This is a genomic window from Pseudarthrobacter sp. ATCC 49987, assembly GCF_009928425.1.
In the GTDB taxonomy this organism is placed as follows: domain Bacteria; phylum Actinomycetota; class Actinomycetes; order Actinomycetales; family Micrococcaceae; genus Arthrobacter.
The window spans coordinates 1,107,873-1,121,765 of the sequence record NZ_JAABNS010000001.1 but is presented as its reverse complement, the minus strand read 5'-3'; the positions used below and the strand labels follow the sequence as shown (position 1 = coordinate 1,121,765).

General features: G+C 70.0%; 12 protein-coding genes and 1 pseudogene. 4 read left to right on the top strand and 9 right to left on the bottom strand.

The features are described 5' to 3' along the window. Positions 1-158 precede the first annotated feature (158 nt). Positions 159-1,583, bottom strand: a complete 1,425-nt coding sequence (locus GXK59_RS05240; RefSeq protein ID WP_237393790.1) for an MFS transporter — start codon at positions 1,581-1,583, stop codon at positions 159-161. Between the two features lie 252 nt (positions 1,584-1,835). On the opposite strand from GXK59_RS05240, the gene GXK59_RS05235 reads away from it, so the two are divergent. Continuing rightward, positions 1,836-2,966 carry an LLM class flavin-dependent oxidoreductase gene (locus tag GXK59_RS05235; protein ID WP_160664950.1) on the top strand — a complete coding sequence of 377 codons (1,131 nt, stop codon included), beginning with the start codon at positions 1,836-1,838 and terminating at the stop codon, positions 2,964-2,966. Further along, complete coding sequence (locus GXK59_RS05230; protein WP_160664948.1) at positions 2,966-3,427, top strand: MarR family winged helix-turn-helix transcriptional regulator; 462 nt, start codon at positions 2,966-2,968, stop codon at positions 3,425-3,427. Before GXK59_RS05235 ends, GXK59_RS05230 begins: the two co-directional genes overlap by 1 nt. 39 nt (positions 3,428-3,466) lie before the next feature. On the opposite strand, the gene GXK59_RS05225 is transcribed toward GXK59_RS05230, so the two are convergent. From GXK59_RS05225 to GXK59_RS05215, 3 genes are all read right to left on the bottom strand, one after another. Continuing rightward, complete coding sequence (locus tag GXK59_RS05225) at positions 3,467-4,273, bottom strand: transglutaminase-like domain-containing protein (RefSeq protein WP_160664946.1); 807 nt, start codon at positions 4,271-4,273, stop codon at positions 3,467-3,469. 73 nt (positions 4,274-4,346) lie between these two features. Next, positions 4,347-5,171: a hypothetical protein gene (locus GXK59_RS05220; protein WP_160664944.1), complete on the bottom strand. Its 825-nt coding sequence runs from the start codon at positions 5,169-5,171 to the stop codon at positions 4,347-4,349. Positions 5,172-5,200: 29 nt separating this feature from the next. Next, positions 5,201-6,550 (bottom strand): M20/M25/M40 family metallo-hydrolase, encoded by a 1,350-nt coding sequence (locus tag GXK59_RS05215; protein ID WP_160664942.1) that lies wholly within the window; start codon positions 6,548-6,550, stop codon positions 5,201-5,203. Between the two features lie 86 nt (positions 6,551-6,636). Between GXK59_RS05215 and GXK59_RS05210 the strand changes: the two genes are divergently transcribed. Both GXK59_RS05210 and GXK59_RS20620 read left to right on the top strand, forming a co-directional pair. After that, positions 6,637-7,311 (top strand): DUF1684 domain-containing protein, encoded by a 675-nt coding sequence (locus GXK59_RS05210; protein WP_160664940.1) that lies wholly within the window; start codon positions 6,637-6,639, stop codon positions 7,309-7,311. 4 nt (positions 7,312-7,315) lie between these two features. Continuing rightward, a pseudogene (locus tag GXK59_RS20620) lies at positions 7,316-7,822 on the top strand (GtrA family protein); the annotation flags it as partial. Here the strand turns inward: GXK59_RS20620 and GXK59_RS05200 are convergent. Genes GXK59_RS05200 through GXK59_RS05180 form a run of 5 tightly spaced genes read right to left on the bottom strand, consistent with a single transcriptional unit; the run spans position 7,733 to position 13,875 of the window. Then, on the bottom strand, positions 7,733-9,058 hold the full coding sequence (locus GXK59_RS05200; RefSeq protein ID WP_160664935.1) for a cysteine desulfurase family protein: 1,326 nt from the start codon (positions 9,056-9,058) through the stop codon (positions 7,733-7,735). The pseudogene GXK59_RS20620 and the gene GXK59_RS05200 overlap by 90 nt on opposite strands. Then, on the bottom strand, positions 9,055-10,014 hold the full coding sequence (nadC, locus tag GXK59_RS05195) for a carboxylating nicotinate-nucleotide diphosphorylase (RefSeq protein ID WP_202129061.1): 960 nt from the start codon (positions 10,012-10,014) through the stop codon (positions 9,055-9,057). Before nadC ends, GXK59_RS05200 begins: the two co-directional genes overlap by 4 nt. Continuing rightward, positions 10,011-11,858: an L-aspartate oxidase gene (locus GXK59_RS05190; protein WP_160664933.1), complete on the bottom strand. Its 1,848-nt coding sequence runs from the start codon at positions 11,856-11,858 to the stop codon at positions 10,011-10,013. The genes nadC and GXK59_RS05190 overlap by 4 nt, the downstream gene beginning before the upstream one ends. Continuing rightward, positions 11,855-13,168 carry a quinolinate synthase NadA gene (gene nadA / locus GXK59_RS05185; protein ID WP_160664931.1) on the bottom strand — a complete coding sequence of 438 codons (1,314 nt, stop codon included), beginning with the start codon at positions 13,166-13,168 and terminating at the stop codon, positions 11,855-11,857. The genes GXK59_RS05190 and nadA overlap by 4 nt, the downstream gene beginning before the upstream one ends. After that, complete coding sequence (locus tag GXK59_RS05180) at positions 13,165-13,875, bottom strand: NUDIX hydrolase (RefSeq protein WP_160669006.1); 711 nt, start codon at positions 13,873-13,875, stop codon at positions 13,165-13,167. Before GXK59_RS05180 ends, nadA begins: the two co-directional genes overlap by 4 nt. Between the last annotated feature and the right edge of the window lie 18 nt (positions 13,876-13,893).

Sequence of the window (13,893 nt, the reverse complement as noted above, 5' to 3'; positions counted from 1 at the left end):
CTTCCGGGCCTTTTGACCATGTGGGCACCCTCCAAGCTACGAAGATAGCGCCCCGGCGGCTCCAGAGAAAGACCTTGTCCCTGGAGCGGCGGGAGCCATCCCCGTAGGTGGCGTCGGTTCCGGTCCCCGATCGGCTCGCCCGTTTAGTGCTAGCCAGCCTAGTGCGAGCCCGCCGGCAGCGGGTCAGCGACGGGTGCCGGATCGGAGAACGCCAGCCTCGGCACCAGGACCAGCGCCGCAGCCGCAGCCAGCCCCGTCACGCCGCAGATCGTCCACACCGTCAGGTAACCGGCCAGGGGCGCCGCGGTTTCGCCGGCTTCCCCCGCGGCGGCCCCGGCCTCGCCAAGGACGTGGCTCAGCAGGGCGATGCCAAACACCGCAGAGGCGACGGCGCCGCCAATCGTCTTGGTGGTGTTGGTCAGGCCGGTGGCCATCGCGGTCCGGTTGAGCGGTGCGGCCGCGGCCGCCGCCGAGGGCAGGGCGGCCACGAGGGCGCCGGAGCCGATACCGGCAATCCCCATGTTGACGAGCGTCCCGGCGAGGCTGGAGTGGAACGGCAGGAACAGCAGATATCCCCCGCCGACCAATACGGCCGCGCAGACCAGCGTCCAGCGCGGGGTCAGCCTGCGGGTCACCAGCGGATAGAGCAGGGCACCTGCCAGCAGCGCCAGCACGTAGACGCCGATGATGATCGAAACCTGGCCGGCGCGCAGCCCGAGCCCGTAGCCGTGGACTGCCGGGTCGGTCCGGGCGAAGGTGGACAGCGGCGCCTGCGCGCCCAGCACCGAGACGCCGAACAGGCCGGCGGTCAGCTGGACCGGCCACATGGACTTGGCACGCAGCATCCGGATGTCCACCAGCGGATCCTCCCGGCCCAGCTCGAACCGGGTGAACAGGACGAAAACCAGGATCCCTGCAGCAACCAGCGCCCATGGCCACCACGCGCCGGGGCCGTTGAGCCGCATGAAGGTCAGCCCGGACGTGATCAGCAGGAGCCCGACGGCGAGGAACGCGAACCCGCGGGTATCCAGTCGGCCGCCGCTGCGTTCCAGGGACTCCGGCACGCCGAAGCGGATGGCGAACCAGCAGGCCGAGACAGCCACGGCAGGAACCATCAGCACAAGCTGCAGCTGGCCGGTCCAGGCCTCCACCAGGGCACCTGCGGCAAGGGCACCGGCGATCACGCCGAATTCCAGCGCTCCGACGAGGAGGCCGGCGGCGCGCCGGGTGCGGGCAGCGCCGTCGGGCAAGCGGTGCACCCGGCTGAAGATCAGGGCAATCTCCAGCGGCAGCCAGACCACATAGAAACCCTGCAGGGACCAGGCCGCCAGGAAGGTCCAGAAGTCCGGGGCGAGCGCCACACCCCAGGACGCGGCAGCTGTCAGCAGGGTGGACACAAGCAGGATTCTCCGGTGCCCGTACATGTCACCGAGTTTGGCCAGCACGGGGACGGCCAGTGCGCTGACCATCAGCTGCGCGGCCTCGAACCAGTTGACGGCGCCGTCGTGGATGTTCAGATGCCGGGCGATGTCGGTGCGGATGGGCGTGTAGTAGCCCTGCAGGATCCCGCTGGTGATCTCCACGAGACACGGAAACGCAACGACACGGCGCATGGCGGCCTTCCGGGCGGGTTGGACTCCTGTTCGCCAGCCGATTGATTGCATCCTAGGCCTGCGCCTTTGAGACAGGCGGGAAGAGCTGGCGGAAAACTCGCGCGGCGCTGGCGGGGAATATTCGGACGTGGCGGACGTTATACCCGTCGATAGATGCAAATGCATCTAAATCGGTTATAGTGGAAACAGCTCCCGGAAGACTCCGGCCAGGAAAGGCACCTCATGCAGATCGGCGTATTCAGCGTCAGCGATATCACCACCGACCCCACCACGGGCCGCACCCCCACGGAACACGAACGCATTAAGGCGTCCGTGGCGATCGCCAAAAAAGTCGAGGAAATCGGCATGGATGTCTACGCCATCGGCGAGCACCACAACCGGCCCTTTTTCTCCTCCTCCCCCACGACGACCCTGGCTTACATCGCCGCCCAGACGGAGCGCATCATCCTGTCGACGGCCACAACGCTCATCACCACCAATGACCCGGTGAAGATCGCCGAGGACTTCGCCATGCTCCAGCACCTCGCCGACGGCCGCGTGGACCTGGTCCTGGGCCGGGGCAACACCGCCCCTGTGTACCCCTGGTTTGGCAAGAACATCCAGGACGGCATCGAGCTCGCGCTCGAAAACTACTCCCTGCTGCGCCGCCTCTGGGACGAAGACACCGTCAACTGGTCCGGCAAGCACCGCACGCCGCTGCAGAACTTCACCTCCACCCCGCGCCCGCTCGACGGCGTCGCCCCCTTCGTATGGCACGGTTCGATCCGCACGCCGCAGATCGCGGAAGTGGCCGCCTACTATGGCGATGGCTTCTTTGCGAACAACATCTTCTGGCCCAAGGAGCACTACCAGCAGCTGATCGGCCTCTACCGCGAACGTTACGAGCACTACGGCCATGGCAAGGCCGACCAGGCGATCGTGGGACTCGGCGGCCAGTTCTTCATGCGAAAGAACTCGCAGGACGCCGTCAAGGAGTTCCGACCGTACTTCGACAATGCCCCTGTCTACGGCCACGGCCCGTCGCTCGAGGACTTCACCTCACAGACCCCGCTGACTGTCGGCAGCCCGCAGGAAGTCATCGAGAAGACACTGAGCTTCCGTGAGTACTTCGGCGATTACCAGCGCCAGCTGTTCCTGATCGACCACGCGGGCCTGCCGCTGAAGACCGTGCTGGAGCAGCTGGACCTGTTCGGCGAAGAGGTCCTGCCGGTCCTGCGCAAGGAATACGCCGACAAGACCCCGGCCCACGTCCCCGAGCCGCCCACCCATGCCGGACGCGTGGCCGCCTCCCTGGCCGCGGCCGGGCAGCCGTCCAGCGAAGCCGCCAGCCCTGCCGGCACCCAGAGCGTGTGATGTCCGCCAAGACAAGCGAGTCGCCGGTGCGCCTGGCCGCGGAGACCTGGGAATCCCTGTTCCGCGCCCAGGTGGCGGTGATGCGGAGGCTGCAGGCCGGCCCCGCGTTCAAGACCCTGGCCCTGAACGAGTACGACGTGCTGTTCACGCTCTCACGCTGCCCCTCCGGGTGGCTCCGGCAGAACGAGCTCAACGACCACGTGCTGCTGAGCCAGTCCAGCCTCAGCCGGCTCGTGGAGCGCCTAGAAAAGCGGGGCCTCGTGGAGCGGATGCCGGCCCCCGACGACGGGCGCGGTGTCCTGGTCAAGCTCACCGAAGCCGGCTGGGAGCTGCAGAAGCAGATCGGCCGGGAGCACGTCCGTGACATCGCTACCCTGGTGGGTCCGGCGCTGACGGCGGCCGAACAGCAGGAGCTGCTGCGCCTGACGGAGAAGCTGCGGGCCTCGGTGACCGCGCGCTGATCCGCCCGCGCCGGGCCCAGGGCCACTGGCAGCTGGCCGCTACTGGAGGGTGACGAGCTTCGCCGGATCCTCGTCCGGCAGTTCGCCGTCGACGACGGCGGTCACCTGCAGCTGCGTCAGCGACAGGCTGCCTCCCACCGTGGACAGGAACGCGGTATCCGAGGAATCCCGGCCGGCGGTGATCCGCAGCATGCTCTCCCGGGGCGCCAGGCCGGTGGGATCGATGACGTGCCAGGCGCCGTTGACGTGGGCCTCGGCCACCGCGTGGAAGTCCATCGGGCTCAGGCCCGGGGCGTACACGGCGGCGAGCCGGGCCGGAATGTTCTTGGCGCGCAGCAGCGCGATCGCCAGGTGGGCGAAGTCGCGGCAGACCCCGCGGCGGTGCAGCAGCGTCTCGACGGCGCCGTCGGTCCCGCGTGAGGATCCGCTGATGTAGCGCAATTCGCTGAAGACCCAATTGCGCACGGCATGCACCAGCTCCGTGCCCTGCAGGCCGCCGAATTCGGCGTAGGCGGACGGCAGGAGCCGGTCGGACTCGGCGTACCGGCTCGGCCGGACGTAGCGGATGAGCTCCATCAGCCGGGGTTCCTCCGGCACCGCGAAGCCGCTGACGCTGGCCGTGTACTCCACAAACACTTCTGTGGGCTCCGCGAATTCCATGTAGTGGAAGCGGCCGCCGTGGTGGTCCGAGAGCTCCGTGAGCGGGACATCTTCGCCGCCGGAGGTGACGGACAGTGACTCGACGAAACCGCTGTAACCGGGGTTGCGTGCCACGGACACCGCCAGGGCGACCTTGGTGTCGGCCACGGTCTTGAAGGCCATGCGGGCGGCTACAGAGCGTTCCATGTATCTCCGGGGTGTGAGGCAACGGCGGGGAAAGTCGCCGCTCCCGGCCCGGTTGTGTCAGGGCGGTGCGGGACTAGTTTTTGATCTTCAGAGACATTAGCATCCGCTGGACGTTGGCGAATTCTGAGCCTTCGTTGACGTATTTGGCGGCCTGGTCGAGGGTGTCGAAAGCCTTGGCCGGCGCAACCTTCTGGTCCGTGGCGAACGCCCTCAGCTCCGTCAGGTCACCGAAGGAATAGTCGCCCTTGCCCTCGGGGCCGCGGACCAGGTTCTGGAGCACGCAGGATTTTCCGTCCGTGCCGCCGACGATGTTGGTGATGCCGTAGGAGCCAAAGTATTTGTAGCCCTGGATCACCCGGAACACCACCCGGGGGTCGATGGTGCCGTCCCCGCCGCGGTGCGGCAGGTCAACCGGGACGCTGTTGACGACGACATACGGTTTCGCGGCGTCGTCCGGACAGGCCGCGGCGGGGGTCGGCTGGAGGCCGGTCTGCAGGGTGGCAAGATAACCGCCGTCGGCGTCCTTAACCTCGATCTTCAGTGCCCCGGGCAGGGTTCCCTGCCCGGGGGTTACCGACTGGGCGATCCACTCCTGCGGCAGTTCAAAACTGACGGTCTTCGCCGGATCGGTGAAAACCTTCCAGGCCGCCGCCGTCGAGCCGGGTGACGCCGAGGTGGAGGCGGTGGACCCTGGCGAGGCGCCCGGGCTCGTGCCGGCCGCGGACGGGCCGGCCGGGGAGGCCGCTGCGCTGGCGCCCGCACTGCCGTCCGCCGTCCAGGCGGGGGTGCCCTTGCTTTCACTGCTGCAGCCGGAAAGTGCGGCGGCGGCGAGCGCCAGGGCAGCAGCGATGCGAACGCCGCGGGCCGGCGTCCGCCGGAAGGTATCCGTCCCAGTCATGGTGCCAGCGTAACGGGACATGGGGCCGCTCAGAGTTCCCGGATCAGCGTTTCGTAGAAGCCGACGCCGCGTTCCAGGGTCTCCAGTGCAATCTTCTCGTCGACGGCGTGGATGGAGCCCCGCGCCTCGGCATCCATATAGAACGGGGCGAAGCGGTAGACGGCGTCACAGATGCCGGTGAAGCGGCGCGAATCCGTGCCGCCCATCATGATGTACGGCGTGACGAGCGCCTCCGGGAAGGCCTTGGCAATGCAGCCCTCCAGCAGCTGCCACTGCGCCCCGGAGTGGGCCGAGACCGGCGACGGGTCGTTGCCCTCCACGACGCGCAACTCGACCTTCGGGTCCCTGATGATCCGCCGCAGCCGCTCCACAGTCCCCTCAACGGTTTCCCCCACGGCCACCCGGATGTTGGCATTCGCCCGGGCCGTCGCGGCCAGGACGTTGGCTGCGGCGCTGCCCTCCAGCGTGGTGATGGCGACGGTGGTGCGGGTCATCGCGTTGGTCTCGTTTCCCATCCGGCCAAAGAGCAGCGTCACCGGGGCCCGGAACACGGACAGCCTGCCGAACACCGCCCGCATGGGAGCGGGGACGTGCGGGCCGAAGCGCCGGAGCATTTCCGCGGTCACGTCCGGCAGCGACTGCGGGAAGGGGCTGCGTTCGATCCGGGTGATGGCGCGGGCCAGCCGCGCCGTGGCGCCCATCCGGGGCGGGGTGGAGGCGTGGCCGCCGGGATCCCTGGTCAGCAGTTCCACGTCCAGGATCCCCTTTTCGGCCACTCCGACGACGGCGGCCGGCCGGGTCACGCCCGGGAAGGCCCCGCCGGCGACGGCGCCGCCCTCGTCCAGCACGAGCCAGGGTTTCACGCCCCGGCCGGCCAGCAGTTCCGCCGCGGCCGCTGCGCTGTTCCCGGCGGTCTCCTCGTTGTTGCCGAAGGAGAAGTAAAGGTCGTGGGCGGGGGCGAACCCTGCCGTGAGCAGGGTTTCCGCTGCTTCCATGACGGCGACCAGCTGCCCCTTGTCATCGAGGGTCCCGCGGCCCCACAGGTAGGTGCCGTCGTTGTGCCCGGAAAACGGCGGCCGGGTCCAGCCGTCCGGATCGCCGGCCGGGACGACGTCGTAGTGTGCCATCAGCACAGCCGGGCGCGCCGCAGCGTCCGGGCCGGTACCTGGCCAGCGGTACAGCAGCGCGTGGCCATCGACGCGTTCGAGGTCCAGGGCGGCGTGGACAGCGGGATACAGCCGGGCCAGCGCGGCGATGAAGCCGTCGAATTCGCCGGTGTCCACCTCGTGCTCCAGCCGGGAGGAGACTGTGCGGAACCGCACGAGTTCTGCCAGTGCGGCGGCAGCGCGGCTGACGGGCGGTGCGGAGGTGGTCTGCATGCGCGAAAGTCTACGGCCAGGTCGGCGCCCGGGACCCGCCGCCGGCGGCGCGATTTGCCGCGGGCAAAGCGGGATACGCTGGGGACATGGCGGATCAGGATTTTGGCTCCCGGGATTTCGGGGCCCATGACAGCGTGGCGGACATCTCCGCCGTCGACATCGCGGACTGGCGGCTCCGGACCTTTGCGCTTTACGCCAACGTGCGGAAGATCGCTGCGGAGGACCCGGCCGAGGCCCATTCGTACTGGCGCCAGGAGCGGGACCGGATGTTCGGCACGCACCCGGCCTCGCCGCTGACCGCGGCTGCCAAGTCCAGCTTCGGCGGCCTGAAGACGGCGGACTACGACCCGATCTACCGCTTCCACATCCCGCTGACGGGCGAGGGCGCGGGGCGGGAAATGAATGTTGAGACCGGCACCGACGGTGTGGTCCGGTTTGTCCGGCTGGGCACTTTCGATCTGCCGGAACTGGGCCAGCTCGCCGTCTGGAAACTCCATGGATACGGCGGCGGCATCTTTGTGCCGTTCCGTGACGCCACGGCGGGACAGCCCGGCGGCAGCTACGGCGCCGGGCGCTACCTGCTGGACACCATCAAGGGCGCCTTCCACGGCGTGCAGGGTTCGGGCCCGGAGGCCGAGTTCGTCGTTGATTTCAACTTCGCCTACAACCCGTCCTGTGCCTACAACGAGGCGTGGGCATGCCCCCTCGCGGGCCCGTCCAACCGTCTGGCCGTGGAGATCCCTGCCGGCGAGCTGTACTGAGCGGATGGATGCCCAGCTCGAGCAGCACTCCCCTGCCCCCGCTCCTGCCCCTGCCCCTGCCCCTGCCCCGGGCCGGCCTCCTGCTCCCCGGCGGCACCGCGGCATCCTCCGCTACCCGCTGGTCCGGCAGCTGCTGAGGTTCACAGGCGTCGGCATTGTCTGCACGGTGACGTCGCTGGCGCTCTATGCCTTCCTCCGGCCGTACCTCGGTTCGCAGCCGGCCAACGCGACAGCCCTCATCCTCACGTCCCTGATGAACACGGCGCTGAACCGGAGGCTGACCTTCAAGATCACCGAACGCCACCGGCTCAAGCGCGACCACCTCAACGGCCTGATCGTCATCCTGGTGGCGCTGCTGATCACCGGCGGCAGCCTCGGCGTGCTGCACTGGATCAACCCCGGGGCCACGGTCGCCGACGAGCTATGGACCACCACAATCTCCGGCTTCGCTGCCACGGCTGTCCGCTTTACCCTGTTGCGGCACTGGATCTTCCGCCGGGCCCGGCACCGATACGCACCCGGTTTGCCCTATCAGATATCGTCCCTCTGGGGGCCCCGGACCAGCATTAAGTGATAGGGCAACCCGGGGTGACGGGGTGCCGAGGGCCTGGACGCTGCCGACGGCGGTGCGGACCGCGGCCGCCGCCTCCTGCAGTTCCGCCGCCGTGATGGTCGAATCGAAGCTGAAGCGGACCGCGGTCTGGGCGGTTTCGGCGTTGATGCCCATCGCGCGCAGCACCGGGGACGGCTCGTCCGAACCCGCGGCGCAGGCGGAGCCGCTGGAACAGATGACTCCCTGGCGTTCGAGTTCCAGCAGCACGGATTCGCCGCTGGTCCCCGGGAAGCAGAACGAGGCCACGGCGGGCAGCCGCTCGCTCGGGTGGCCGGTGAGGACCGCGCCCGGAACCCCCGCCTGCACCGCGCGGATGAAGTCATCGCGCAGGGCAGCAACATGGGCCGCACGGTCCCCCTGGGAGGTCTGCGCGAGGGTGAGCGCCGTCGCGAGGGCGACGGCCCCGGCCACGTTTTCGGTCCCTGACCGGCGCCCGCGTTCCTGTCCGCCGCCGTGGATCACGGGTTCCAGCCGGATCCGGCCCCGCACGAACAGGGCCCCGTTCCCTTTGGGCGCGCCCAGTTTGTGGCCGGAGATACTCAGGGCGTCGACGCCGAGGGCTGCGGTGTCGAGCGGGAGCCAGCCGGCTGCCTGGACCGCGTCGGTGTGGAACGGTATTCCGCGCGCGCGGGCCAGCGCAGCCAGCTCCGCAATCGGCTGCACCGTGCCCACTTCATTGTTGGCATACATAATGCTGACCAGCGCGGTCTCCGGCCGGAGCGCGGCGGCGAGGGCCTCCCCGGTGACGCGGCCGCAGGAATCCACCGGCACCACGTCGACGGCGAAGCCGTGCACGCGTTCCAGGTAGCGGGCGGACTCCTCCACAGCAGGATGCTCGACGGCGCTGATCACCACCCGGTCCAGCCGGGAGTCCGCGGCGCGGCGCGCCAGGGCAATGCCTTTGACGGCCAGGTTGTCCGCCTCCGTGCCACCGGAGGTGAAGATGATCTCGCCCGGGCGGCAGCCCAGCGCCTGGGCCGTCGCCGCCCGTGACCCGGCGAGCGCCGTGGCGGCGGAGTCGCCGAGCGAATGGTGGCTTGAGGGGTTGCCGAATTCCCCGGTGAGGAACGGCCACATGGCCTCGATTACCTCGCGGCGGACCGGGGTGGTGGCCGCGGCGTCGAGGAAGATCATGGCGTTGCCTGGCCGGCCGTCCGGTGGTTGTTCTGTTCCGTGCCGAGGCCGAGTTCAATGTCGAGGCCCAGGTCCAGGGCGGCGACGCTGTGGGTGAGCCCGCCGATCGAGATGACGTCCACCCCGGTGCCGGCGATGCCGGCGACGGTGGCCAGGTTGACGTTTCCGCTGGCCTCGACCCGGGCCCGGCCGGCCACCAGGGCCACCCCGGCGGCAAGGTCCGCCAGGGTGAAGTTGTCCAGCATGATGGTGTCCACCCCGGCTGCCAGAACGGGCCCGATCTGGTCCATGCTGTCCACCTCCACTTCGAAGTGGGTGGTGTGCCCGAGGCGGCCTTTGGCTTCCCGCAGCACGGCCGTGAGCTTCGACGGGTCTCCCCCGGTCAGGACGGCCAGATGGTTGTCCTTGGCCAGCACGGCGTCCGAGAGGCCAAAGCGGTGGTTGGCTCCGCCGCCGCAGCGCACGGCATAGCGTTCCAGCACCCGCAGGCCCGGCGTCGTTTTGCGGGTGTCGGTGATGCGCGCCCCGGTGCCGTCCACCAGGGCGACGAACTCCGCCGTCCTGGTGGCGATGGCGCTCATCCGCTGGACCAGGTTCAGTGCCACGCGTTCGGCGAGCAGCACGGCGCGGGCGTTCCCGCTGACCCTCGCGAGCGCCGTGCCGGCGGCGAAGGCGGAACCGTCAGCCACGAGGAGTTCGACGTCGGCGCCGGGGTCCGTGAGCTTCATCGCGGCCGCGAACACCTCCCCGCCGCTGAGCACGCCGGGGACGCGTGCGGCCAGGACCGCCGTCGCGCGTGTGTCCGCGGGGATGAGTGTCTGCGAGGTGATGTCGCCGTACGGTGCGTCCTCGTCCAGGGCGGCCCGCAGCACGGCGTCGACGGCGGCTGCGGGAAGGGTTCCGGCGAGCGTCGTCACCGGGAGGGCGGCCGGGCGGGCTGCGGCGGGTGCTGTCATGACGAAATCCTTTGTTTCGGACGGGATACGGCGGCATGCCGGTGGCTGTGTGTGCCAGCTGGCGGGGCGGAGCGGCCGGGGGCCGCGGGCACTGCGATAAGGGCGGCGGCGGCGGCGGCGTCCGCCCGGTAGTGGGCGCCCACCGAGCCGGTCCGCTTCCGCGCTGCGGCGACGAGCAGTTGGGCGGCCAGGAGCAGGTTCCGGTCCTCGTGCCCGGACGGGTCCACCGCGTCCGTCACGATCTCGGGACGGACGACGGCGGCCCAGACAGCAAGGGTGGCCTCCGCCTCCCGCAGTTGCTCGCCGCTGCGCAACACGCCAGCGTGCGCGGTCATCAACCGCCCAAGAGCGTCGCGCGAGAAGACCCCGGCCTCAAGCATCGACTTCACACCAATCTCGGGAGCCGCCGGTGGAGCTTCTTCCCCGGCAGAGGCGCGCGACAGCGCTGCGGAAGCGGGCGTCAAGGGGAGGCCGCCAGCGGCCGAGACAGCCCGCGGAGCAGTGCCGTCGTGCGACGGTACGCCACGCGGGGCCGACGCCCAGCCCGTTTCGCCACCGAGGAAGGCCTCCACCGCGCGCCGGCCGAAGACCAGCCCCTCCAGGAGCGAATTGCTGGCCAGCCGGTTGGCGCCCTGCGCGCCGGTGCACGCGACTTCACCGGCGGCGTAGAGTCCCGGCACGGAGGTGCGGCCCCAGAGGTCGGTGGCCACGCCTCCCATCCAGTAATGGGCCGCCGGGGACACCGGAAGCGTTTGGGTGGTCCAGTCGTAGCCGGCGGCGCGGGTGGCGGCGGTGATGGTGGGGAACCGCCGTGCCAGGAAACCGGGACCGCGGGTGGCCTCGATTCCCCGGGCGTCCAGGTACACGGGGCTGTCCGCCGGGGCGCCCGTCGCGGCGAGGTGCAGGGCGATGCTGCGGGAGACGACGTCGCGCGGTGCCAGTTCGGCATCCGGGTGGTAGCCGGGCATAAAGCGGTAGCCGGCTGCGTCGAGCAGGACGGCGCCTTCCCCGCGGACCGCTTCCGAGATGAGCAGTGCGGGCGGACCGCCGGGGATCTCGTCCGCCGCCAGGGTGGTGGGGTGGAACTGGAAGAACTCCAGGTCCCGGACAGCCGCCCCCGCCCGCCAGGCCAGGGCCAGGCCATCGGCTGTGGCGACGGAGGGGTTGCTGGTCCGGGCGAAGATCCGTCCGGCGCCTCCGGTGGCCAGGAGCACCGCGTCGGCGTCCAGCTGCCGGGGCTGCCCGTGGGACAGGTAGGCGAGGCCGGTGACCCGAGGGACGCCCGCCGGACCGGCTCCGGGGCGCCCGGTGAGGAGTTCGGTCACGAAGGCCCCGGTCTCGACCCTTAGCCGCCCCTGCAACGCGCGGTCCAGGACGGCGGCGACGAGGGCGCGGGCGATGCGGGCACCCGTCGCGTCGCCGCCGGCGTGCAGGATGCGGGCGGCGGAATGGGCCGCCTCAAGGCCAAGCGCCGGTCCGCCGCCGGGCCCGCCGTCGAACTGGACCCCGAACCGCTGCAGCCCCGCGATGTCCCGGACTGCCTCGGTGCACAGGACCCGCACGGCGTCGGGGTCGTTGAGCCCGGCGCCGGCGGCGAGGGTGTCGGCGATGTGGGCTGCGACGGAATCGCCGGGCGCGGCCTCCCCCGGCGTGAGGACGGCCGAGACGCCGCCCTGGGCGTAGAAGGTGTTGCTCTGCTCGAGCGTTCCCTTGGTCAGGAGCACCACCTCGAAGGCCGGCCCGCCGTCCGGCCCGCTGCCGGGCGCGGCGTCAGAGGCCAGCAGTGCGGCGTACAGTCCCGCAATGCCGCTGCCGACAACTACCAAACGCAGCGGCCTGGTCACGGCCGGGCCGCCAGCATCCGCTCGAGAGCCACCCGTGCCGGGGCGGCGACGGCGTCCTCCACCGTGATGCGGTTGACCGCCTCGCCCCGCACCAGTGCCTCCAGGACCCAGGCGAGGTAGCCGGGGTGGATGCGGTACATCGTGGAGCAGGGGCAGATCACCGGGTCCAGGCAGAAGATGGTGTGCTGCGGATTTTCCGCGGCCAGCCGGTTGACGAGGTTGATCTCGGTGCCGACGGCGAAGACGGTGGGCTCGGCCGCGGCGGCGATGGCTTTGCGGATGAAGTCGGTGGACCCGGCGGAATCGGCGGCATCCACCACTTCCATCGGGCATTCCGGGTGCACGATCACCTGGACCCCGGGGAACTCGGCGCGGGCCTTCTCGATCTGGGCCACGTTGAAGCGCTTGTGGACCGAGCAGAAGCCGTGCCACAGGATCACCCGGGAGTCCTGCAGGGCCTGCTCGTCGTTGCCGCCGAGGTCCTTGCGCGGGTTCCACATCGGCATCTGTTCCAGCGGCACGCCCATGGCCTTGGCGGTGTTGCGGCCCAGGTGCTGGTCCGGGAAGAACAGCACGCGCTGGCCGCGCTCGAACGCCCATTCCAGGACCGTGGCCGCGTTCGAGGACGTGCACACGATGCCGCCGTGCTCCCCGCAGAAGCCCTTGAGCGCGGCCGAGGAGTTCATGTAGGTGACCGGAATGACCGGAACCCGGCCGTCGGCGCCGGGCTCGGTGCCGAACAGTTCCTCGAGCTGTTCCCAGCATTCGGTTACGGAGTCGATGTCCGCCATGTCCGCCATGGAGCAGCCCGCGGCCAGGTTGGGCAGGATCACGGCCTGGTCCGGGCGGGACAGGATGTCGGCGGTTTCTGCCATGAAGTGCACACCGCAGAAGATGATGGCTTCGGCGTCCGGACGGGTCAACGCCGCGTTGGCGAGCTGGAAGGAGTCACCCACGAAGTCGGCGTATGCCACCACTTCGTCGCGCTGGTAGAAATGGCCAAGGACCACGGCGCGGTCCCCGAGCGTTGCCTTGGCGGCCCTGATCCGCATGTCGAGTTCGGCGTCGCTGGCCGTCTTGTATTCCTCCGGGAGCTGGCCCTGCCGGGGGGTCGACGCCGGTGCGACGTCCGCGACGGAGGCTCCTGGGCCGTAGGCGGGCACACCGGCGAGGGCCTCGGCGAGGTCGTAGTCCCAGGGCCCGCGGGCGAGCGCCGGGCTGCACGTGGCGGCCGTTGCCCTGCCCTTGGCGCTGTTGCTGGTGGCCTGCTCGCGCGTGATCAGCTGGATGGCCGTATTGACGCTGCTCATGGTGTGCTCCTGTTGTCTGGGTCAAGGCCTGGGCGGCCGGTAAAGCGGTAGAGGCGGGGCGGACGGTGTTTGCCGCCCTGCAGGTACTGGTCGGTTTCTTCGATCTCGGGCGTGGCCTTGACCTGGCGGCGGAAGTTGGCCGGGTCCAGCTCGCGGTCCAGGACGGCCTCGTAGACCTCCCGGACCTGGGCCAGCGTGAAGTACTCGCCGAGCAGGTGGTAGGCGATGGACCCGTAGGCCATCTTGTTGCGCAGCCGCCAGAGCGCGTAGTCGACGATCGCGTTGTGGTCGAAGGCCAGGTCGCCGAGCCGGTCCGCGCGGAACCACCGGACATTCTCGGATTCGTCCGCGAGCGCGGCCTCGGTGGGCTGGACCAGCGCCCAGTACACAATCGAAACGACGCGCTGCGTGGGCGAACGGTGCAGGCCACCGAACGCGTAAAGCTGTTCGAGGTAGCTGGGCGCCAGTCCGGTGGTCTCCTGCAGGTTCCGCGAGGCGGCGTCCGGCAGGGACTCGGCATGGGTCAGCGGGCCGCCGGGCAGCGCCCACAGGCCCTTGAACGGTTCCCGGATGCGGCGCACCAGCGGGATCCAGAGGGTGGGACGTCCGGAACGCTCGCTGGGGCGGAGGGCGAAGATCACCGTGGAGATGGCCAACGACGGCGGCGCGAGCTGGCGCTCCGAGACGTTGGCAGCTGCTGTGTAGATGGTGTTTCACCCCGCATC

Bases quoted from the DNA above. Each gene is read 5' to 3' on its own strand.
- nadA (WP_160664931.1), bottom strand. From the start codon at position 13,168: ATGAGCAGCGTCAATACGGCCATCCAGCTGATCACGCGCGAGCAGGCC.
- GXK59_RS05235 (WP_160664950.1), top strand. From the start codon at position 1,836: ATGCAGATCGGCGTATTCAGCGTCAGCGATATCACCACCGACCCCACC.
- GXK59_RS05210 (WP_160664940.1), top strand. From the start codon at position 6,637: ATGGCGGATCAGGATTTTGGCTCCCGGGATTTCGGGGCCCATGACAGC.
- GXK59_RS05215 (WP_160664942.1), bottom strand. From the start codon at position 6,550: ATGCAGACCACCTCCGCACCGCCCGTCAGCCGCGCTGCCGCCGCACTG.
- GXK59_RS05220 (WP_160664944.1), bottom strand. From the start codon at position 5,171: ATGACTGGGACGGATACCTTCCGGCGGACGCCGGCCCGCGGCGTTCGC.
- nadC (WP_202129061.1), bottom strand. From the start codon at position 10,014: ATGACAGCACCCGCCGCAGCCCGCCCGGCCGCCCTCCCGGTGACGACG.
- GXK59_RS05225 (WP_160664946.1), bottom strand. From the start codon at position 4,273: ATGGAACGCTCTGTAGCCGCCCGCATGGCCTTCAAGACCGTGGCCGAC.
- GXK59_RS05230 (WP_160664948.1), top strand. From the start codon at position 2,966: ATGTCCGCCAAGACAAGCGAGTCGCCGGTGCGCCTGGCCGCGGAGACC.
- GXK59_RS05200 (WP_160664935.1), bottom strand. From the start codon at position 9,058: ATGATCTTCCTCGACGCCGCGGCCACCACCCCGGTCCGCCGCGAGGTA.